The organism is Shewanella oncorhynchi, from assembly GCF_012584455.1.
Taxonomy (GTDB): Bacteria; Pseudomonadota; Gammaproteobacteria; order Enterobacterales; family Shewanellaceae; genus Shewanella; species Shewanella oncorhynchi.
The window spans coordinates 1-21,166 of record NZ_JABAEB010000009.1; the positions used below are offsets into that span (position 1 = coordinate 1).

A 21,166-nucleotide genomic window follows, 5' to 3' on the forward strand; every position below is an offset into this window, starting at 1 on the left:
AGTAGGTCATCGCCAAGCGCCTAATTATCTCATTGAGATGTAACGAAGCCAGCTGAATAAGCTGGCTTTTTTGCGTCTGCAATTTGTACAATCGTCATTTAAAGACCAATGCTATATAGCATTGGTCTATTCATTTTAGTTTTGGTTCTTCTGCTAGTTCTTTACGTTTTTTCCTTCCTTTATTTCAGACTTTTATACTCTAAGTTGATTATTTACATGAAGATCTCGCTTAGTTTGATAAGTCCTTTTGCTTAGTGGTTAGTTTCCCGTTAGCATACAAAAATATTAATTTTTTTGTTAACGGCCATCTGTTGCCTATGCTTCGTAAGCTTTCGCTCGCGGTACTGCTTCCTCTTTGTATGCTGACCCTATATTTAGTGTTGGTCATAGGCGAGTACCTGTTCGAAAGTGACCAAGTTAGGGCTGAACTTGCGCAGCGACAATCGGCTTTGATAAAGCAACAGTTGTTCCGCATGCAGAATGTGGTTCAATCGGCGCAAGCTTTACAGGATGTAGAGCGGATTGAACAGGAAGTTTCCTTAGCTGCGCTGGATATGGGCACTATGGTGTATATCTTGGTTGATGCTGAAAGCCGTATTCGTTTTGCTAATCATACTGTGTGGCGTGATAGCAATGCTACTCAAGTCATCGATGGTTATGATGTAGACCTTCATCGCTCTGTGGTTCAAGCTTTTCTTCCGCAGATCCTCGTTAATCTCGACCGTTTAACTATTCAAGCATATTATCCCGTTCTTCCCCAGTATGGTGGGGCTGTTGATTTGATTTATCTTGAAGCCGATTTAGCCCCTTTAGTGGCCGAAGCTTCTGCTAAGTTACAGCAACGTTTTATGCGGGTTTGGGGCCTTGGCGGATTATTGCTGATTGGCTTTACCTTTATTTTATATTTCCTGTTGATCCGCCCATTCCAAATGTTGAGCGAGGCAGCTAAGCAGGTAGGCACTTCTTCCTTTTCGACATCGATACCTTGGAGTTCATCTGAAGTTTTATCTTTGCAAGCCAGTTTGCAGCAGGCACATGAGCGTTTAAGTCGGGCAGTTAAACAGCTGAATGACAGTGAATTGCGTTGGTTATTTGCTGTGGAAGGTTCGCGTAACGGTATTTGGGATTGGGACATCAGTACGGGGGAGGTTTTTCTTTCTGATCGCTGGAAAGAGATGATTGGTTATGCGCCTGATGAATTGGCTGGAGTATTCCAGACATGGGAGACGCGGCTACATCCCGATGATAAGCAGATTGTGTTAGATGCTTTGCAGGAATACGTTAGCGGAAAGAGTAAAGAATTTGAAAGTGTTCACCGCTTACGGCATAGAGATGGCCATTATGTGTGGGTGTTAGACCGCGGTATGTTAGTTGATTGGGATCCCCAAGGGCGCCCGACTCGCATGATAGGCATTCATATGGATGTGTCAGAAAGCGCGAAGAACCATGCTGCAATTACTGAGCTTGTGGATCAATCTGTTGTCGGTCGCAAGATGTTGCCCGATGTCTTTATGGTGCGTTTATCGCAATTTTTAACCCAAGGTAATAGTTCGGGGCAATGGGGAGCATTGCTGCTCGTTGAGGTGGATCGCTTAGGATTGGTCGCCACTTTAAATTCCCATGAATTAGAGCGCTTGTTAACGCAAATCGCGGCCCGTTTATCGAGTTATTTCACTGAAAATATAACGGTCGGTCGATTAGAGTCTGGTAATTTCATTTTGCTTGCTAAAGATTTAGCGGCAGATGCGTCAGCCGCTGCTCGTCGTGCTTTAGCCCTTGCGAGTGAGTTAAGGCAAGTGATTGCTCGACCATTCCATTACGGTCATCATCACTTTGAGCTGAGCGCGTGTGTGGGGATCTGTTTACTCGATAGTATAGAAACCTTAGATCCCGCTTTAGTGATGCGTCGTGCCGAGTTGGCAACGTTAAGCGCTAAGCAAGCAGGTCAAGCTGGGTGTGCTTTTTACCATGCTGAAATGGACTTTCGCCAGAGCCGTGATGAACAGTTACAGCAGGAATTACAGACGGCATTACAGCAAGATAGCATGACGTTAATGTTCCAACCTGTGATGAATGCGCACAGTGAACTTGTCTCGGCTGAAGTGCTCACGCGTTGGTATCGTGCTGATGGAGAGTTTATTCCGCCAGCTGAATTTGTGGCGTTAGCAGAACAAGGGGGAATTATTGCTGAGCTTGATCTTTGGGTGGCTAAGCGGGTGTGTCTGTTTATTCAGAAATCGCGGGCTCAAGGAAGGAGTTTGCCTCCTTTGACTCTCAATATCAGTGCATTCTCATTTGGTCAGGCTGATTTTGTTGATGCATTCGTTGGGTTGGTAAAGGAGCATGGTATTGTGGCTAATCAACTGGGTATTGAGCTCAATGAGGCCGCATTTTTAATGCAACCACAGTTTGTGGATGAGCGTGTCTCTAAGTTAGTTGAAGTAGGTGTAGGTATCATCCTCGATCATTTCGGTTCAGGCTTGAGTGCCTTGAGCTGCTTAGCTAATCAGCCATTAGTTGCGGTTAAATTGGATATGAGTTGTATTGATTCATTAACCACAATGCCAACAAAAGTGAATGTACTTATTACCTCTGCGCGGCAATTCAATTTGAGCGTTGTCGCCAAAGGTGTCGAATCATCCCAACAATATCAAGCTTTTGTTGAACTTGGCTGTGATGGCTATCAAGGCTATTTATTCAGTCGAGCCTTAAACCAAGCGGACTTTATCCAGCTTGTTTGTCCTCGTCCTTTATTGCGTAGCGTTTAAAGAAGTCGAGAGCATAGTTTAAGGCTTGGTTTCGGCAGGCGTCTTTTTCCATAAAAATCTCATGGGCAGCCCCAGCGATTACTTTCAATTGGCAATGGGTACTCACGGCGAGATTCTGGGCCGCATTATCAACAATCTTATCTTCACTCGCTTGCAGTATCAGTATCGGAGTGCGAATTTGTGCCGTTGCCAGTACGCAAGTATCTGCCGCATCTAAAGATTCAGTCAACCAACGGTTAGTGGGTGAACCGAGTTGTAACTTAGGGGCAGCATCATACAATTCTCGGTAGGCTTGGTATCGGGTCTGGCTGTGAGTTAGCTCATTCCCTTTGAATGGAACAGGTTTATAGTTTTGTCCTGCAAGTACATAATTAGGCTCGCCGCCATTGAGTGTGGTATCGAGTTTACTGGCTAACCAGCGTACGAACGCTTTTGGCATAGGTAATTTAATGCCATACATGGGTGCGGAAAATGCCGCGGCGGTAAAAATATCGGGATGCTGTTTGAGATACAAAGTGCCAATCGCGCCCCCCATTGAATGGCCAAGTAGCATGAGTTGTTTGTCGTTTTGTGGTAACACTATCTTCTGCATAAATAGAGCAAAGTCATCAATATAATCATTGAATCTTCGCACATGGCCCATGTGTGGATTGATTGTCATACGATCCGATAGCCCTTGGCCACGGTGATCTATGGCATAAACAGAGTAACCTTGTTGGTATAAGTCGAAGACCAATTCTTGATACTTTAAATAGGACTCGACTCGGCCACTGCTGAGAACGATTGCGGTATGCGCTTGGGGATGTTTGACCATCATATAGGCCAGCGTGACGCCGTCGGCAGAGGCTAGCGTGTCTTGAACAACGCTTTGCCAGAAGGCTTGCTGCTCTGAGGTATTTAAATCGTGTTCAGTCGAAAATGTCGCTTTGGCTTGGCTCATACTCAGTCGCAAATCATTTGGCTTGAATGGTTTGTTAGAGTGTAACAGACAACCATGGGAGTCTGAAAATACCGACTCCCATGAATTTCATTAACTTAGCGTGTCGCCTTTTTCGCTTCAATAAAATCATTGATTTGCTGTTCGAGGATTGACATAGGCACTGAGCCATTTTCGAGCACAGCATCGTGGAAGGCACGAATATCAAATTTGTCGCCGAGTTCCTGTTCTGCCTTGGCACGTAATCGTTTGATTGTTAACTCACCAATTTTGTAGGACAAGGCTTGTCCTGGCCACGAAATATAGCGGTCAATTTCGGTAGTGACATTGTGCAGTGATAGTGCGGTATTGCTGGCCATAAAGTCGATGGCTTGTTGACGACTCCATCCTTGGGCGTGCATGCCAGTATCTACGACTAAACGCGCCGCGCGCCACATTTCATAGGTTAAGCGACCAAAGTTACTGTATGGATCTTGGTAGAAACCCGCTTCTAAACCTAAATATTCGCAATATAGCCCCCATCCTTCACCAAAGGCAGAGATATAGCCATAACGACGGAAATCTGGGAGTGAGGTTAGCTCAGAGTTGAGTGAAATTTGCAGATGATGACCGGGTACGGCTTCGTGCAAGGTTAAGGCTTCTAGCTCGTAGAGTGGGCGCTTATCCAATGCATAAGTGTTGACCCAGTAGTAACCGGGTTCATCATCGCTGTTCGATCCTGAATATCGCCCAGTGGTGTATTTCGGTGCAATTTCGGCGGGCACTGGTGCTATACCATAGGGTTGGCGTGGGAGTTTGCCGAAGTACTTAGGCAGCATGGCATCGGCTTTTTTGGCAATAAATGCCGCTTCTTTGAGTAACTGATCGGCACTGGTGGTGTAGAACTGAGGATCGGTCCGCAGGAAATATAAGAAGTCGGCAAAGCTGCCTTTAAAACTTACTGACGCGATGATTTGTTCCATTTCTTGGCGGATACGCTTAACTTCCTTTAAGCCCAGTTCATGCACTTCTGCTGATGTCATATTCAAGGTCGTATAGTAACGTACCCGATTCTCATAAAATTCAGCACCGTTAGGTAAGCTACTGGCCGCGATATTTTCCCGTGCATTGGGAATGTACTCTTTAGTCATAAAATCATAGAAGTTTTGGTACAGAGGTAGAACTTTTTGCTCAACTAAAGCTCGGCCTTCTTGGGTCAGCTGAGTTTTTTGTGCCTCAGTGAAATAGTTGGGATATTGAGTAAAAGGTTTGAAATAACTGCTCTTTTCAACAGGGACGATATAAGCACTGATACTGTCTTCAAAGCCATTGAGTGTCACTTTTGGCGGCGTTATTCCCTCGGCTAATCCTTGTTTTAGCCAGTGGGTTTGCTGGGCGAAATAGGTCGGGAGTGCATTGAGTTTGGCAATATAGTTGCGGTAATCCTCAAGGGTGTTGAATCTTCCCTGTGCGATTGACGTGATATAAGCGTGGAAGCCGCTTTCCGCCGTAATGGGCAGGTAATAATCCTTGAAACGATATAGGTCGACATCGTTTTGGATCTGATCTTCCAGTATTTGAGCGTTAATCTTATCTTCTTTACTCAAGCTGCCGCGGTCGAGTGCTTTGAGCTGCGCTAGTACTGCGATTTGACCTTGATTAAGCTTAGCGAGCGCGGCTGGCGAGAGATCCGCTAATTTTCCTGCGGCACTGGCATCGCCCATGCTGTAAGCCATTTCAGGACTCGCACTGAGCTGTAATTGCCAGCTTTGGTCGATAATCGCTTGCAGCGCTGGGGCGATTGGCTCAACTTGCGACTGTGCTGCTGATATTGTCTGTGATGATGGGGTTTGAATATTTTTTGTGGTTTGAGCGGCACTACAGGCGCCTAATGCGCATATCAATAAACTGGGGGTTAAGAGTTTATGCATGTTAGATCTCTGATATTTTCGTTGTTATTGAAGTCATTATGCCTGATGAATGCGGCCGTTCCTTGTATGGATATTAAGCAGAATTGTGACTGAATGTGAATTTAAATGCGTTTAGCGCATAAATGCCCCCGAAAATGCGTGTTAAACTTAGTGTCCGCCCGCGACCAAATAACAAAAGCATTGGCTGGGTAGTTCAAATAGGGGTTAAATATGATTGATACATCCATTCCATTGGTGGATCTGCATCGTCACCTAGACGGTAATGTGCGGGTAAATACCATTTGGGAACTAGGACACCAACACGGCATTGCGCTACCTGCCGATTCTTTAGAGACGCTCGCACCTTTTGTGCAAATTCAGGGGAAAGAAACTAGCTTAGTCGCCTTCTTAAAGAAGCTCGATTGGATGGTTGCCGTACTCGCAGATTTGGATGCGGTTAAACGCGTCGCCTATGAAAACGTTGCCGATGCGGCGTTATCTGGCTTAGATTACGCTGAGTTACGTTTTAGTCCTTACTATATGGCGATGAACCATAAGTTACCGATTGAAGGCGTAGTTGAAGCGGTAGTCGACGGCGTTAAAGCGGGCTTAAAAGACTATAACGTGAAAATCAATTTGATTGGCATTATGTCACGTTCATTTGGTCAAGCTGCTTGTACTCAAGAACTTGAAGGCTTACTCGCCCATAAACAACATCTCGTGGCTATGGACTTAGCCGGTGATGAATTAGGCTTCCCTGGCGAGTTATTTAACGATCACTTTAAACGTGTTCGTGATGCTGGCCTTGCGATTACGGCTCACGCCGGTGAAGCTGCGGGTTCACAAAGTATGTGGCAAGCGATTCAAGAACTTGGCGCAACTCGAATTGGTCATGGGGTGAGCGCGATTCACGATCCTAAGTTGATGGAATATCTTGCTAAGCACCGTATTGGCATCGAATCTTGCCCAACCAGTAACTTGCATACTTCTACTGTGGCTTCTTACGCTGAGCATCCATTCAGAACCTTTATGGATGCAGGCGTGTTGATAAGCCTAAATACCGATGATCCCGGTGTGAGCGCTATCGATATTAAGCATGAGTATCGTATCGCCAAATCTGAACTCAAGTTAACCGATGCTGAGTTAGCGCAGGTGCAACGTAACGGCGTTGAAATGGCATTTTTATCGGACAGTGAGCGCAAAGTACTGTATGCCGCTAAGGTATAAGTTGATTTTGAGTCATTAATAAAAATAGCTATAAATAAAAAATCCGACTCTAGAGTCGGATTTTTTGTGAGCGTTTGCGAGTGCAGCAATAAGCGTTTTAGATCACGCGAGAGAACTGTTGCTGACGCGCTTTTTGACGATAGTAAAGATCGAAGCACATACAGATATTGCGGATCAATAAACGGCCAGTAGGGCTGATAGTGATCTGTCTGTCGACGATTTCAACTAACTTATCATCGATAAATGTCTGCATTAACTTAAGATCTTCAGCGAAATAGGTTTCGAAGTTAATCCCCAGTTTCTCATCAATTTTCGCCATATCCAGTTCGAAGTGGCAAATCAGCTGTTTAATCACGACGCGGCGGATTTCATCGTCACGGTTTAGGCTGCAACCTTTCCACAAAGCATGGCCTTCCTTATCTATGGCCTCATAGTAAGGGCGGATATCTTTCTGGTTTTGCGCATAGCAATCGCCAATCTGACTGATGGACGATACGCCAAGACCTAACAAATCGCATTCTTCTTGGGTGGTATAACCTTGGAAGTTGCGGTGCAGTCTGCCTTCGCGCTGCAACTTGGCTAACTCGTCATCGGGTTTAGCAAAGTGGTCCATGCCGATATATTGGTAACCAGCGCCAGTTAAGGTCTCGATAGTTTGGTGCAGCATTTCGAGTTTTTGTTTTGGCGAAGGTAAATGCTCGTCTTTGATCTTACGTTGAGCGGCAAAGCGCGCAGGTAAGTGAGCATAGTTAAATACCGACAGACGGTCAGGCGATAAATCTAAAACGCGCTGCATAGTGTCGGCAAAAGTTTCTGGCGTTTGGTGTGGCAAACCATAGATTAAATCTATGTTGGTCGACACAAAACCCATGGCTTTCGCTTTGGCCATTAAGTCGAAGATAAATTGCTCATCTTGTTCGCGATTAACGGCAATTTGCACTTCTTTATTGAAATCTTGTACACCGATGGAGATCCGGTTAAAGCCCGCTTCTTTCAACGTGTCGAGCATTGACAGTTCTATCTCGCGAGGATCGACTTCAATTGAGTACTCGCCTTCTTCCGCAAAGTTAAAGTTAGCTTTAATCAATGACGTAAGTTTAAGAATCTGCTCTGGATTTAAGAACGTGGGTGTACCGCCGCCCCAATGCATTTGGGTCACACTGTAATGTTTGAACAGGGGCGCACGTTTAATAATTTCTTGGCTTAAATATTCAATGTACTGATCGGCTTTGTGTTGGTGGCGGGTGATGACTTTATTACAGCCGCAGTAATAACAAAGCTTGGCGCAGAACGGGATATGAATATACAGCGACAGTTTATCGCTTTTGCTATTTTCAATGGCCGTCAGCAGGTTTTGTTCGGTGAATGTGTCATCGAACTCTAATGCCGTTGGGTAAGAGGTATAACGGGGACCGCTGTAGTTATATTTTTCGATCATCGACTGATCCCAGCTAATCTGAGTGGGCTGCTTCAAGGCGTGTCCTCCGTGGGTAAATTAGCAACAAGCGAAGTATGCAAGGTTCTTAAGTAAATAACCTTGATCTAGGTTGTAAAAATGACGTCTGTCTTTTTAGAAGTTACGCAATATCTATCAAAAAAGTACGCTTGTCTGTCGATATTTGGCGGTTTTGTGCGCAGGCTCACGGGAGTAAGGAGGGTAAGATTAGTACGGGTTTTATCGAGATGACCTCAAAACCACAATAATAAGTGGTCTTGAGGTATAACAATGAGCGGGTTTAATGCATCGCTTTGGCTTGGTAATCCGCCAGCTTTTTCGCATCATCACTAATACCTTGCTCTAATGCGGCTTCGGACTTCATTCTGATCAAGTCTAACTTCATCCTTTCTTGCTTAGGCAAGGCTTGGCGAGCATCCATGATGGGATGATCTTTAATTAGCTCAAAGTGTTTGAATAATGAAGGGTAATCAGGAGCCACGCGCTCACTTAATGACAGGATTTCAAATAATCGCCCAATCCTGACCACGCCTTCAGAGATCTCACAGCGGTCTTCAATCATAGCGGTGGCGATATAGCGGATATCATCTAAAACTTGGGCACGTTTTGCGTTCGCAGTCACTTCGCGCTCGGCTTGTTCAGTCTGCTGACGCTTTTTTTGCTGCTTGAGTTTTAGGATTAAGAAGGTGGCGTAGCTACTTAGCGCTACTATGATGATAAAACCGAGAATAATGATAGCCGTAGACACAGAGACTCCTTATATGAATGGCATAAGGAGCCACAGCTAAAAACTGAGTTCCCTATGCCTTAGCACTGAGAGGTTAGAACTTGTCTTGATAATCTTTTAGTAAGTCAGCGCCTGATTCGAATTTGTCGAACAACTCATCGTCAGATAAAGACTTAGCAGGTGATGAAGGTGTGTCATCATCCATATCGTCGGTAATGCCCAGTTTAATCATCAGAGCTTCAATTTTATTTAGCTGTTGATCTAACCACTTTTGGTCAACCTCGTTGAGGTCGCGGCCTTCTTCAAGCATATCTAACAGCTGATTTAGTCTTGGATCTTCTTCCAATTTCAGCAGTTTTTGCTCGTCAGTCAGCTTAGCTTGTTTCACTTTTGGCTGAGCGGCTTTATCTGTTACCACTGCCGCAGGAATTGCTAAAGCCACAGGCTTTTTACTGCCATGACGCGGGTCTTTTTTCTTAGCGGCCTGCTGTTGCGGCGCTTGCGCTAAAATTAAGCTTTCGTTATGACGACTACCTGATTTATTGCCAGAATCTTTACGTTTGCCAGTCGCTACAGCGCGATCTTGCTTCTTCACTCTTGGCTGTAACTTAGGGCTGTTCTCGCCGCCCTTGCGTGTTTTCTTGCTACGAGACATGGTCTTCTCAATTATTTACAACGTATGGCCTTGCAGACTAAGGGTGAGCTTGTCTACAAGGTGCGAAATTAGGCCGAGTGTTATACCAGATTATGATGTTTTTTGCATCAAAACGAGGTCCTTTGCGGCAAATAATAGTTCAAAATCGCTATTGTTTGCGAGGTACTCGAAGGTTTGTCGCTGATAAAAGCTCACATGGGTGAGGTTGTTCTTATAATGCCACTTAGAAAAACCATCTAATTCAGTTAGTAATGGTGTGCTTATCGCTAACCAACCACCAGAATGCAGTAGCCGAGAGAGCAAAGTCCACTCTTTTATAGGGTTTTGAAAATGCTCAAACACCCGATAACAGCAGATAAAATCATACTCTAGCTTTAACACGTCATGATTCGGGGCAAAAAAGGGATCATATTGATTTAACTTGTGGCCCGCATTTTCTATGGTCGTCAGGCTCTCATCATCGAGTATGCGGCCAAAATTCAATCCTAATAAACTGCCCGCTTGTTGCTGCTCTAATTGCGCTAACAGCGGCAAAATAAATTGCGATAACTGTTTTTGCTTCGACGCTATGCGTGAACGACCGTATCTTTGCTTCTCTGCCGCGGGGGGTAAATGGCTATTAGCATCCGCAAAGGTTAACTCACATGTCTTGCAAACATAAAAACTCCGCTTTTTATCTTGATGAAGGAGTCGTGTCTGACTGTTATGACAAAGAGGGCATCTGGGCATTGAGTCTGCTGAAGTGGTTATTAAGGCTTTGATTGTACCAATTATATTGGTTGAGTGCACATTTTAGACACTACTAATGGGGTGTTACAAAAGAAAAAAGGCGGCAGTTAAACTGCCGCCTTACAAAGGGTGCTTTAGCACCTTATCCTGATTCCAAGTATCCATACTTGCTATGCGACTTTCCCGGTCGGTATCCTTCTTTTTTTTACTGCTTTCCCTGCATTATTTTTGTTAATGGTCTTCCAGACACTTTATTTTTTTCTGTCGCCATCCTGACTACAGTTTCCGTAGATGGTCTCGCGACACATCTTTTAAAGCATCGTCATCATTGACGTCGAGTTAACCATCCATGTTACTTAAGTACCTTCCTGTGATAACAAGCATCCAGCCAGTGCATCCTAAGCTTATCGCTTCCTTTGCTACAGTTTACATCATGTAAACTATGTCCTGATGGGGCAAGTTACCCTTAGTGTAAGGTGTTTTGCTAGAAGCAAATTGGCGTTATCGGCCATCCCTTACAAAATTGTGCTGACCTGGATTTCAAGTGGAAATCACGACTCTTGTTATTATTAGAGAGTGGTCTTAAGTATATTATTGTTATTGAGTATCTTTATTCTTATATCTTGAACGTTAATTATACCGAAACCTGTAAGTTATTATTAATCTTTTTGTACAAACAGATGGGTTTATCTCGGTACGGGGCTTATTAAACCGAAATCTGTGATCTATGTCAAGCACGAATCTTTGCAGTTTACGTCCACGTCAACTTTGGGGTGTAAAAAAAGGGTGACAATACACCCTTCTTTTCACTCGCGAAGATTACTTCAGGCTAGAAAGATACTTTGATAGCGCGTCGATATCGCTATCATTTAGTTTTTTAGCCACATCTTGCATCATGCCATTCAAGTCATTATGGCGGCCGGCTTCACGGAATTTTGTCAGCTGGATCTTGATATAGTTGGCGTGTTGGCCTGCCAACGTTGGAAAACCTGCAAGCTCAGCGCCTTTACCATCTGGGCCATGACATGCCATACAAGCGGTAATGCCACGAGAAACATCACCACCCTTGTAAAGTTTAGCACCTAACTCAGGAACATCTTTTGCTTCAGCCACTTGGATTGCTTGGCTAGAAAAATATGCGCTAATGTCGAGAATATCCTGATCGCTTAGAGGCATTGCCATGCCACTCATGATAGGATCCATACGACCATCTTTACCGCCAGTTTGTGCTGCGCTACGGAAATCATGTAGTTGCTTTTGGAGATAAGTGGCGTGTTGGCCCGCAATTTTGGGGTACATATCGATCATACTGTTACCGTCCATACCGTGACAGGCCGAACAGACAATGATTTTCGTTTTTCCCGCTTCAGCATTACCTTCAGCAATCGCAGGTGAAGATATGGCGGCAATTACAACAGACAGCGCAAGAGCTAGCTTTTTCATGGCGTTCCAACTTCTGGTTAAATTATTATCCTGAGCTTACTAGGGTGACCCGCAAGCGTGGTAAAATATGATTAATGTGATCGGAGTAATATTTTACACGAAAACGTGGGAAAGTAAGTAATTCTTCATAAATTATGGTATTGCGTAGAAAAATTTCGGAGTAAATAGTGACTGAATCTCGTATAGATTTTCGTAGGGCAAAGTTTTTAATCAGTGCACCTGACATTGCACATTTGGATCAATATCTGCCCGGCGATGTTGGAGTTGAGATTGCATTTGCTGGCCGCTCTAATGCCGGAAAGTCTAGTGCACTCAATGCATTAACTGAGCAAAAAAGTTTAGCAAGAACCAGTAAAACACCGGGCCGTACTCAACTAATTAACGTATTTGAGTTAGATGCTCAGCGTCGTTTAGTTGACTTGCCTGGTTATGGTTTTGCACAAGTCCCACTTGCGTTGAAAAATAAATGGCAGCAAGCATTAGGTGAATATTTGCAAAAACGCGCTTGTTTAAGTGGCGTGGTTGTCTTGATGGATATTCGTCATCCACTAAAAGATCTCGATATGCAGATGATTGAATGGGCAGTTGCTAGTGAAATTCCGGTATTAGCTTTGCTAACGAAGTCAGACAAATTAGCTCAAAGCGCTAAGATGAAAACCGTAAATGAAGTGCGTCTCGCACTAAGTGAGTTTGGCGACTGGGTGCAAGTTGAACCCTTCTCATCACTTAAAGGAACCGGTAAGCCTAAAGTGTTGGCAATTCTTAATGAATGGTGTCATCCACAGTGGTTGACTGATGAGTTAGATGCAGCGAATAACGCTGAATAATATCGCCTGTTTTGGTGTACATGGTAGAATTTGACTGTGTATACCTCCTCTTTGTTTTTACTGCAATTTATTCTCTTTTGTTCAGTCTCATTCCCATCGGTTCTTCGTTAATTCCAGGCAAAAAAATAGCCGATGATATCATCATCGGCCAAAAATATTAGCTCTTTTGGGGAGAAGCTAAATTCAACAAGACTCAAGCACCATCAAATTAGCTTCAATGGTTCTCAATGAAACTAGCATACAGCCAATTCATCCCTTGTTAAAGTAAATACTCTAAAATTTACTTAAAGTCTGAAAAAAGAGCAAAAAAAAGCCTCAGCAAACAAGTTGCTGAGGCGCCAGAATTTGGCTCATCACTATAAGTGAAATAAAGGTCTGAAAGATAGAACATCTTAACCTCTGTACCCTACGCAGAGAATATTACTCTATTTATCTTTAAATGGAAAACAGTTTTTTCAAAAAAGAGGTAATTATGTGCGCTTGATCTCAGGTTGTGAGTGAAAAAACATCTCAAATTGATCCTAAAATTTCATTGAAAATGATTAATTGGCTGATTTATAGATGAAACTCGAAATTTATATACAAAAGTGATCAATATTCTATATTTGATTTTTTACTCTAATCCTGACCTAAGATTTTGGTGTACGCGTGAGAGAACAACCGTTATGGCACTCTTGAGCATATATGGCTGACTTGAATGCAGTTTCAATTCGAGTAAATCACACCTTTTAATATCCATCTGCTGTGGCAGTGTATCGATGAACTCTACTGCCAAATGTATCAGGTAAAGATTGTTTGGCTGTGAGTCATACATTATGTCGGTAGTTAAGTTGCGCTGAACTTAACGATCTAATACGTGCGGAGTCGAGATTGCTTCGTTGGAGTCATACATTGTGCTGTTGATGCAGTTTTTATTAACTTAACTATATGATTTGTATTGTTAAACAATAATTGGCGCACAGTGATAAAAGGGGCTCAGTATTGATGTGCTTAAGACGGGAGAGAGCTAACCTGAGCTTAAAATATTGAAGTCAGATTAGCTTTATTTTCAGTTAAATCATATTGATAGTGTTCTTCTGGATATTACTGAGATTAGTGGGCTTCATCCCAGTTATCACCAATGCCTGCTTCGGCAAGCAGCTCAACATCGAGATTAGCTGCTTGCGCCATCAAGGTGCAGATTGTCTTTTTAAGTGCCTCTGCTTTATCCGCATCGACTTCAAACACTAATTCATCGTGAACCTGCATGATCATAGTGATTTCGCCTTGGGTTTCTGTTTTGATCCACTGGGCAATATTGATCATGGCCTTTTTGATTATGTCGGCAGCCGTACCTTGCATTGGCGCGTTAATCGCAGCACGTTCAGCACCTTGGCGGCGCATCGCATTACGATCACGGATTTCGGGCAAGTAGAGGCGACGACCAAACAGAGTCGACACATAACCTAAGTCAGCAGCACCCGCCCGCGTTTCTTCCATATAACGTAATACGCCAGGATAACGGGCAAAGTAGGTATCGATATAGGTTTGTGCTTCATGGCGTGGGATATCAAGCTGACGCGCCAAACCAAAGGCTGACATGCCATAAATTAAGCCGAAGTTAACCGCTTTGGCACGGCGGCGTTGTTCTGTGGTTACTTCATCAAAGTCGGTACCAAATACTTCTGCAGCAGTGGCTCTATGAATGTCTTTCCCCTCGGCGAAGGCTTTGAGTAAGCCTGCATCTTGGGATAAATGGGCCATGATCCGCAGTTCGATTTGCGAGTAGTCGGCGGCCAAAATTTTACGGCCTGCTGGGGCGATAAAGGCTTGGCGAATACGGCGACCTTCTTCTGTGCGAATCGGAATATTCTGTAGGTTAGGTTCGCTTGACGATAAGCGACCTGTTGCCGCATTAGCTTGATGATAGCTAGTGTGTACGCGACCCGTTTTGGCGTTGACCATCAGTGGCAGTTTATCGGTGTAAGTGCTCTTTAACTTAGATAGACTTCGATGCTCGAGGATCACCTTTGGCAGTGGGAAATCTAAGGCTAATTCGACTAATACTTCTTCCGCGGTCGATGGCGCGCCCTTTGGGGTCTTTTTGGTGATCGGGTAACCTAGCTTTTCATAAAACAAGACTTGCAGCTGCTTAGGTGAACCAAGATTGAATTTTTCACCGGCAATGTCGTAGGCTTTTTCTTCTAAGGTATCGATTTTACGCGCCAGCTCATCGCTCTGTTGGCCGAGTAACATACTGTCGATTAATACCCCTTGACGTTCAATGTCCGACAACACTTGGATTAGTGGTAATTCGACTTCGGTAAACATGGCGGCAAGTTCTGCTTCTTTCTCGAGTCTTGGCCATAAATGTTGGTGTAAACGCAGTGTGATGTCGGCATCTTCGGCCGCATAAGGTGCAGCCGTTTCTAGCGGGATTTGGTTGAAGGTCAGCTGTTTTGCACCTTTACCGGCGATTTCTTCAAAGCTGATATTCTTATGGCCTAAGTACTTGAGCGCTAAACCATCCATATCATGGCGCGAAGCCACTGAGTTGAAAACATAGGATTCGAGCATAGTGTCGAAAGCGACGCCCTGTAGTTTGATCCCTGCATTGGCTAAGATACTGATGTCGTACTTAAGATTTTGACCGACTTTCTTGATCTTTGGATCCTCAAGCAGTGGACGCAGTTTTTCTAACGCCACAGTTTTATCGATTTGAGTCGGTGCACCAACGTAATCGTGGGTCAAAGGAAGATAAGCGGCTTTTCCTGTCTCAACGGCGAAGGAAATCCCGACTAATTCGGCCACCATGTAATCTAAGCTGGTGGTCTCAGTATCGACTGCCATTAAGTCGGCTTGTTTAAGCTTAGCAATCCAAGTGTCTAATTCGGCTTCGGTGAGAATGCAGTCGTACTGTGTTTCAATCGCTTCGACTGGAGATGAGTCTTCTTGTGTTTCTGTGGATGCCGCATCAATTGAGGTATTTGCCGTCATTTTATTATCTAAGACTTCGGCTAACCAACGTTTAAACTCCATCTCGCCGTAGCATTTTATCAGTTCATCTTTGTCTGCTGGCATGATGGTAAGTTCGTGCCAATCTTGCTCAAGTTCGACATCGGTTTTGATGGTGGCGAGTTCGTAAGAAAGCTTGAGCATGTCGGCATTTTCAATGATCTTTGCCGCCATAGTTTTAGAACCTCTAAAGCCGAGCTCGGCGACTTTTTCGGGCTCCGCTAATAAGTTACTCACACTGCCGGCTCCCGTGAGCATCGCGAGCGCCGTTTTCTCTCCTACGCCGGGTAAGCCTGGAATGTTGTCGGCCTTGTCGCCCATCAGTGCGAGTAAATCTATGATACGGTCTGGACCGACACCAAATTTGGTGACGACTTCTTCTGGGCCCATTATGGTGTCTGTCATGGTGTTGATGAGCGTAACGTTCTCATCCACTAATTGCGCCATGTCTTTATCGCCTGTGCTGATAAGTACGGCACGGTTTTCTAAGCTGGCTTGGCGGGCAATAGTACCGATCACGTCATCGGCTTCGACGCCGGAAATTGAAATCAGTGGTAAACCTAGTGCGCGAATAATGCGATGCAAGGGTTCGATTTGCGAACGTAGATCATCAGGCATAGGTGGGCGCTGTGCTTTGTATTCGCTGTACATGTCATTGCGGAAGGTTTTTCCCTTGGCATCGAACACGACTGCGATATGGCTTGGTTGATAACGGGTCAACAAGCTGCGTAACATATTCACTACGCCATAAACGGCACCGGTTGCTTCGCCCTTTGAGTTTGTTAGGTGAGGAGGCGCATAATAAGCGCGATACAAATAAGAAGATCCATCCACAAGCACAAGTGGGTTTTTAGCGACGGTTGGCATAGGTATTTTTCGTTTATCGATGACTTAGATGGCGCTAAGCATGCCACAGAAGCACTATTTCAGCCATGGCAAAATGACTCCCAGCCTGTGGATAAGTCTGTGAGTGAAAAAGTCAACTGAGAATAATGGCGATGATTACGGCTTAGTGCGATTTTTTTAAGTTGTTGTTTTTTATGTTTATAAAAGATTTGTGTGAGTTCAATACTGTTTCTTAAAAAATCTTCCCAATTTGTGGATTTTTTATTGACTCCGTAAAATACATCTAAGGATTGGCTTAATTTTCGGCACTCGTCAGATTCGACGAATTAAGTTAGCACGATTTTTAATCAGATCAACTAGTTTGTTTATGGTTTGTTAAAACTTAATGACATAAGAAGGATATTTTTAATGAAAAAAGTCGCAGTGTTACTGAGTGGATGTGGTGTTTTCGATGGAACTGAGATACATGAATCGGTTTTAACGCTTTTATGCTTATCCCGATCAGGGGCTCACTACCAGTGTTTTGCACCTGATATCAAACAGATGCATGTGGTAGATCATCTCACTGGCGAGGTCGATGCTGCTGCAAGTCGTAACGTGCTGGTGGAGTCGGCGCGTATCGCCCGTGGCGAAGTCAAAGCGACCACAGAATTAGATATCGCCGAATTTGATGCCTTGATCATTCCCGGTGGCTTTGGTGCGGCGAAAAATCTGTGTAACTTTGCGACGAATGGCAGTGAGTGTGAAGTGGAACCGCTGGTGACTGATTTTATCAATGAGTTCATTCTGGCGAAAAAGCCCGTTGGTTTTATCTGTATTGCTCCTATGATGATCCCGCGTTTATATCCCCAGGGTGTAAAAGGCACTATTGGTAATGATAGCGATACTGTCGCAGCGTTTAATTTGATGGGCGGTGAGCATCAAGTTGCGACAGTACATGAGATAGTCGTGGATGAAGCAAATCGGATTGTCAGCACTCCCGCTTATATGTTGGCTGGTAATATTGCTGAAGCGCATTCAGGCATCGAGAAGCTAGTCGTTAAGCTACTAGAAATGACTGATCAGAGTTAGTTTGAGCTGTTTGTAGAAGAGTGAAGCGAGTCATTGAACCAAGATAAATTTCAGGATTTATCTTGGTTCACTATATTAAATTGAGATCGAGGATTTGCGGCTATCAAATAAACCTTGGGCTAACCCTATGAGTAAGCCGCCAATGTGGGCGCCGTTAGCAACCGAAACCCCTAGAATATCTGTGAATCCCAATGCCAACCATATCATCATAAAGCCCATATATGATGGTGGGAAATCTATTCCAGCTGCGGGTTTACGTATACCCATAATCCAAGTGTAACCTACCACTGCATACACAACGCCGGACAGCCCGCCAAAGTTAGGTCCACCGACATAATATTGGATAACGTTTGGCAGTGTTCCTGCGACAAACAGCAGGATGAGTAATGGTGCAGTACCAATACGGGTTTCGATTTTACCGCCTAAATACCACCACCAGAGCAAATTAAAGATGACGTGCATGGCTGAAAAATGCAGCAGGCTCGGTGTAAAAACACGCCAGAACTGGCTGAACTCTGAATGAGGTACTGCCCCAAAATAGGACAGTGCTTCGTAGGTTTGGTTGGCGAATCCTAAGTTCATCGCTGCAAAAATGAGTACGCAAGCCGCAAATACGATCAGCGTGACTGGGCCTGCGCCAGTAATAAATTGGGTGAACAACTGCAGCGAAGGGGCACCATAATCGAGTTTGGTTTGGGTATCGCCGTGTTCCCATGAGGCTTGCAGATATTTATTGTCGTATGGGTGAGCAATAAAGTGGGTAAACTCTTTGCGTGCTTGCTCCACATCTTTGTCATGGATAACCAGAATGGCGACACCCTGAACCAGTGGCTCAATTTGGCAGTCAATGTCTTCCCCTTTGAGGTAATCGACAAATGCCTGTGCGGCTCTGCTGTTGGGGAGTCTGCCAATTTCTATCATGCATTCGCCTCATGCCAAGCGCTATAGCCGCCGTCTAGGCTGTAAACGTCATCAAAACCTTGTTCGCATAAATATTGCGCCGCATTTTGGCTGCTCATGCCGTGATAACAAACCACCACCAGTGGGCTATCCATATCGGCTTGGCTAATAAATTGCGCTAGGTTTTCGTTATTCAGGTTAGTTGCACCTGCAATATGGCCGTTGGTGAAGCTATTGCCATCGCGGATATCGACGATTTGCACTGGCTGTGCTTCGGTCATTTGCAGCAATTGATTAACACTTAAGTGTTTAAAGGAAGACATAATAAAACCTGACAAAGCTAAGAGATGGAAATCAAGATGGGATAAGTGTGCAACAAGGGGCTGCGAGTGTACAGCCCCTATCTAGGTAATGCTCTGGAGGATTAATCCCAGCTGAGGATCACTTTACCCGATTGGCCCGAGCCCATAGCGTCGAAACCTTGTTGGAAATCATCAATCTTGAAGTGGTGAGTGATGATAGGTGAAATATCTAAGCCTGATTGGATAAGACTTGCCATCTTGTACCAAGTTTCGAACATTTCACGGCCGTAGATGCCTTTAATGACCAAACCTTTGAAGATCACTTTGCTCCAGTCGATGGCCATTTCACCACTAGGAATACCGAGCATAGCGACTTTGCCGCCGTGGTTCATGGTATCTAACATGGCGTGGAAGGCTGAGGGTACGCCAGACATTTCTAATCCAACGTCGAAACCTTCGGTCATGCCCAGTTCTTTCATCACGTCTTTTAGGTTTTCTTTTGACACGTTCACAGCGCGCGTGGCGCCCATTTTACGGGCCAGTTCTAAGCGGTATTCGTTGACGTCGGTGATCACCACATGGCGCGCACCTACGTGACGACATACTGCTGCCGCCATGATGCCGATGGGACCTGCGCCTGTGATCAACACGTCTTCACCGACTAAATCGAAGGATAATGCTGTGTGCACAGCGTTACCAAACGGGTCAAAGATTGAGGCTAAATCATCGCTGATATCATCAGGGATTTTAAAGGCGTTAAAGGCGGGGATAACTAAGTATTCTGCAAATGAACCTTCACGATTGACACCCACGCCAGAGGTGTTACGGCATAAATGGGTGCGGCCTGCGCGGCAGTTACGGCAGTGGCCACAGGTAATATGACCTTCGCCAGACACGCGGTCTCCAATCTTAAAACCACGAACTTCTTGGCCGATATCAACCACTTCGCCGACATATTCATGACCAACAACCATGGGGACTGGAATGGTTTTTTGTGACCATTCGTCCCAGTTGTAGATGTGCATGTCGGTGCCACAAATCGCAGTTTTTTTAATTTTGATCAGCAGATCGTTGTGGCCCATCACTGGCTTAGGCGCATCGACTAACCAAATACCTTTTTCGGCTTTTAACTTGCTTAGTGCTTTCATTGTCTTAAGTCCTAAATAATGCCCATTTCTTTGGCAATACGGGTAAAGGCGGTGATCGCTTTGTCGAGTTGCTCACGGGTATGTGCCGCTGACATTTGCGTACGGATACGGGCTTGTCCCTTAGGAACGACTGGGAACGAGAAGCCAATAACATAAATATGTTCTGCTAATAAGCGGTTAGCAAAGTCGCCCGCCAGTTTCGCATCACCAATCATCACTGGGATAATCGCGTGGTCGGCGCCGCCCAAAGTAAAGCCTGCTGCTGACATTTGCTCACGGAAATAACGGCTGTTTTCCCATACGGCTTCGCGCAGGGCTTGGCCTGATTTGAGCATTTCTAACACATGGATAGATGCAGTCACGATTGACGGCGCTAATGAGTTAGAGAACAGGTAAGGACGTGAACGCTGGCGTAACCAGTCGATGACTTCTTTTTTACCCGAAGTGAAACCGCCCGATGCGCCGCCTAAGGCTTTGCCTAAGGTGCCGGTGATGATGTCCACTCTGTCCATCACATTGCAATATTCGTGGGTTCCACGGCCGTTTGCGCCAATAAAGCCTACCGCGTGAGAGTCATCGACCATCACCAGTGCGCTGTATTTATCGGCTAAATCACATACGCCTTGCAGGTTAGCAATCACGCCGTCCATCGAGAATACGCCATCGGTGGCGATCAAGATATTACGGGCGCCCGCTTCTTTCGCGGCGATCAACTGAGTTTCTAAATCGGCCATATCGTTGTTGGCATAACGGAAACGCTTTGCTTTACATAAACGTACACCGTCGATGATAGAAGCATGGTTTAACGCATCAGAAATGATGGCGTCTTCTGCATCTAACAAGGTTTCGAATAGACCTGCGTTCGCATCAAAACATGAAGAGTACAGAATGGTGTCTTCAGTGCCGAGGAATTCGCTCAGGCTAGCTTCTAGCTTTTTATGTATGTCTTGGGTACCGCAAATAAAACGTACTGATGCCATACCAAAGCCGTGGCTGTCTAAGCCCTGTTGGGCGGCTTTGATTAGCTCTGGGTGATTCGCTAGGCCTAGGTAATTATTCGCGCAAAAGTTAACAACTTCTTGGTGATTAACTTGAATGGCAGTTTGTTGCGGTGAGGCAATAACACGCTCGCTTTTATATAAGCCTTCGGCTTTGATGTCTGCAAGCTGTTGATTAATCTGTGCGTAGAATGAGGTAGAGGCCACCTGATATCTCCTTAGTTAACTTTATTCTGATTTTGGGAGTGG

Annotated in this window: 16 protein-coding genes; 4 read left to right on the forward strand and 12 right to left on the reverse strand. The window is 44.8% G+C overall.

Annotated elements, in window-relative coordinates; all coding sequences use genetic code 11:
- Nucleotides 1-317 precede the first annotated feature (317 nt).
- The gene (locus tag HGO26_RS14805) at nucleotides 318-2,768 is read left to right on the forward strand and encodes a GGDEF domain-containing phosphodiesterase (RefSeq protein WP_168826092.1); all 2,451 of its coding nucleotides are present in this window, start codon (nucleotides 318-320) and stop codon (nucleotides 2,766-2,768) included.
- Here the strand turns inward: HGO26_RS14805 and HGO26_RS14810 are convergent.
- Both HGO26_RS14810 and HGO26_RS14815 read right to left on the reverse strand, forming a co-directional pair.
- Entirely contained in the window at nucleotides 2,725-3,708 is a 984-nt protein-coding gene (locus HGO26_RS14810) for an alpha/beta fold hydrolase (RefSeq protein ID WP_105250768.1), read from the reverse strand. The two genes, HGO26_RS14805 and HGO26_RS14810, sit on opposite strands and share 44 nt — an antisense overlap.
- Nucleotides 3,709-3,803: 95 nt before the next feature.
- Nucleotides 3,804-5,615: a DUF885 domain-containing protein gene (locus HGO26_RS14815; RefSeq protein ID WP_168826094.1), complete on the reverse strand. Its 1,812-nt coding sequence runs from the start codon at nucleotides 5,613-5,615 to the stop codon at nucleotides 3,804-3,806.
- 210 nt (nucleotides 5,616-5,825) lie between these two features.
- Here HGO26_RS14815 and add point away from each other — a divergent pair, with 210 nt between their 5' ends.
- Nucleotides 5,826-6,821 carry an adenosine deaminase gene (gene add / locus HGO26_RS14820; protein ID WP_168826096.1) on the forward strand — a complete coding sequence of 332 codons (996 nt, stop codon included), beginning with the start codon at nucleotides 5,826-5,828 and terminating at the stop codon, nucleotides 6,819-6,821.
- A 97-nt stretch (nucleotides 6,822-6,918) separates the two neighbouring features.
- Here add and hemN read toward each other — a convergent pair whose 3' ends face one another.
- The 5 genes from hemN to HGO26_RS14845 form a co-directional block, all read right to left on the reverse strand.
- A complete protein-coding gene (gene hemN / locus HGO26_RS14825; RefSeq protein WP_168826098.1) occupies nucleotides 6,919-8,295 on the reverse strand; it encodes an oxygen-independent coproporphyrinogen III oxidase in 1,377 nt (458 codons plus the stop codon).
- A 262-nt stretch (nucleotides 8,296-8,557) separates the two neighbouring features.
- Nucleotides 8,558-9,025, reverse strand: coding sequence for a DUF2489 domain-containing protein (locus HGO26_RS14830; protein ID WP_107950059.1), 468 nt, complete (start codon nucleotides 9,023-9,025; stop codon nucleotides 8,558-8,560).
- A 73-nt stretch (nucleotides 9,026-9,098) separates the two neighbouring features.
- Entirely contained in the window at nucleotides 9,099-9,659 is a 561-nt protein-coding gene (gene yihI / locus HGO26_RS14835) for a Der GTPase-activating protein YihI (protein ID WP_168826100.1), read from the reverse strand.
- 90 nt (nucleotides 9,660-9,749) lie between these two features.
- Nucleotides 9,750-10,388, reverse strand: a complete 639-nt coding sequence (locus HGO26_RS14840) for a class I SAM-dependent methyltransferase (RefSeq protein ID WP_168826102.1) — start codon at nucleotides 10,386-10,388, stop codon at nucleotides 9,750-9,752.
- Nucleotides 10,389-11,207: 819 nt separating this feature from the next.
- On the reverse strand, nucleotides 11,208-11,831 hold the full coding sequence (locus HGO26_RS14845) for a c-type cytochrome (protein WP_105250761.1): 624 nt from the start codon (nucleotides 11,829-11,831) through the stop codon (nucleotides 11,208-11,210).
- Between the two features lie 167 nt (nucleotides 11,832-11,998).
- On the opposite strand from HGO26_RS14845, the gene yihA reads away from it, so the two are divergent.
- Nucleotides 11,999-12,658, forward strand: a complete 660-nt coding sequence (gene yihA / locus HGO26_RS14850; protein ID WP_006079362.1) for a ribosome biogenesis GTP-binding protein YihA/YsxC — start codon at nucleotides 11,999-12,001, stop codon at nucleotides 12,656-12,658.
- 1,092 nt (nucleotides 12,659-13,750) lie between these two features.
- On the opposite strand, the gene polA is transcribed toward yihA, so the two are convergent.
- Entirely contained in the window at nucleotides 13,751-16,519 is a 2,769-nt protein-coding gene (gene polA / locus HGO26_RS14855) for a DNA polymerase I (protein ID WP_168826104.1), read from the reverse strand.
- A gap of 387 nt (nucleotides 16,520-16,906) precedes the next feature.
- Between polA and elbB the strand changes: the two genes are divergently transcribed.
- Entirely contained in the window at nucleotides 16,907-17,569 is a 663-nt protein-coding gene (elbB, locus tag HGO26_RS14860) for an isoprenoid biosynthesis glyoxalase ElbB (RefSeq protein WP_113940152.1), read from the forward strand.
- 75 nt (nucleotides 17,570-17,644) lie between these two features.
- Here elbB and glpG read toward each other — a convergent pair whose 3' ends face one another.
- The 4 genes from glpG to HGO26_RS14880 all read right to left on the reverse strand — a co-directional run bounded on the left by glpG (nucleotide 17,645) and on the right by HGO26_RS14880 (nucleotide 21,124).
- Nucleotides 17,645-18,490 (reverse strand): rhomboid family intramembrane serine protease GlpG, encoded by an 846-nt coding sequence (gene glpG, locus HGO26_RS14865; RefSeq protein ID WP_168826106.1) that lies wholly within the window; start codon nucleotides 18,488-18,490, stop codon nucleotides 17,645-17,647.
- The gene (glpE, locus tag HGO26_RS14870) at nucleotides 18,487-18,792 is read right to left on the reverse strand and encodes a thiosulfate sulfurtransferase GlpE (RefSeq protein ID WP_006084745.1); all 306 of its coding nucleotides are present in this window, start codon (nucleotides 18,790-18,792) and stop codon (nucleotides 18,487-18,489) included. Before glpE ends, glpG begins: the two co-directional genes overlap by 4 nt.
- Nucleotides 18,793-18,893: 101 nt before the next feature.
- Complete coding sequence (tdh, locus tag HGO26_RS14875) at nucleotides 18,894-19,919, reverse strand: L-threonine 3-dehydrogenase (RefSeq protein ID WP_012090660.1); 1,026 nt, start codon at nucleotides 19,917-19,919, stop codon at nucleotides 18,894-18,896.
- An 11-nt stretch (nucleotides 19,920-19,930) separates the two neighbouring features.
- Nucleotides 19,931-21,124, reverse strand: a complete 1,194-nt coding sequence (locus HGO26_RS14880) for a glycine C-acetyltransferase (RefSeq protein WP_168826108.1) — start codon at nucleotides 21,122-21,124, stop codon at nucleotides 19,931-19,933.
- Nucleotides 21,125-21,166 lie beyond the last annotated feature (42 nt).

Bases quoted from the DNA above. Each gene is read 5' to 3' on its own strand.
- HGO26_RS14805 (WP_168826092.1), top strand. From the start codon at position 318: ATGCTTCGTAAGCTTTCGCTCGCGGTACTGCTTCCTCTTTGTATGCTG.
- HGO26_RS14810 (WP_105250768.1), bottom strand. From the start codon at position 3,708: ATGAGCCAAGCCAAAGCGACATTTTCGACTGAACACGATTTAAATACC.
- HGO26_RS14815 (WP_168826094.1), bottom strand. From the start codon at position 5,615: ATGCATAAACTCTTAACCCCCAGTTTATTGATATGCGCATTAGGCGCC.
- add (WP_168826096.1), top strand. From the start codon at position 5,826: ATGATTGATACATCCATTCCATTGGTGGATCTGCATCGTCACCTAGAC.
- yihI (WP_168826100.1), bottom strand. From the start codon at position 9,659: ATGTCTCGTAGCAAGAAAACACGCAAGGGCGGCGAGAACAGCCCTAAG.
- HGO26_RS14840 (WP_168826102.1), bottom strand. From the start codon at position 10,388: ATGCCCAGATGCCCTCTTTGTCATAACAGTCAGACACGACTCCTTCAT.
- HGO26_RS14845 (WP_105250761.1), bottom strand. From the start codon at position 11,831: ATGAAAAAGCTAGCTCTTGCGCTGTCTGTTGTAATTGCCGCCATATCT.
- polA (WP_168826104.1), bottom strand. From the start codon at position 16,519: ATGCCAACCGTCGCTAAAAACCCACTTGTGCTTGTGGATGGATCTTCT.
- elbB (WP_113940152.1), top strand. From the start codon at position 16,907: ATGAAAAAAGTCGCAGTGTTACTGAGTGGATGTGGTGTTTTCGATGGA.
- glpG (WP_168826106.1), bottom strand. From the start codon at position 18,490: ATGATAGAAATTGGCAGACTCCCCAACAGCAGAGCCGCACAGGCATTT.
- glpE (WP_006084745.1), bottom strand. From the start codon at position 18,792: ATGTCTTCCTTTAAACACTTAAGTGTTAATCAATTGCTGCAAATGACC.
- tdh (WP_012090660.1), bottom strand. From the start codon at position 19,919: ATGAAAGCACTAAGCAAGTTAAAAGCCGAAAAAGGTATTTGGTTAGTC.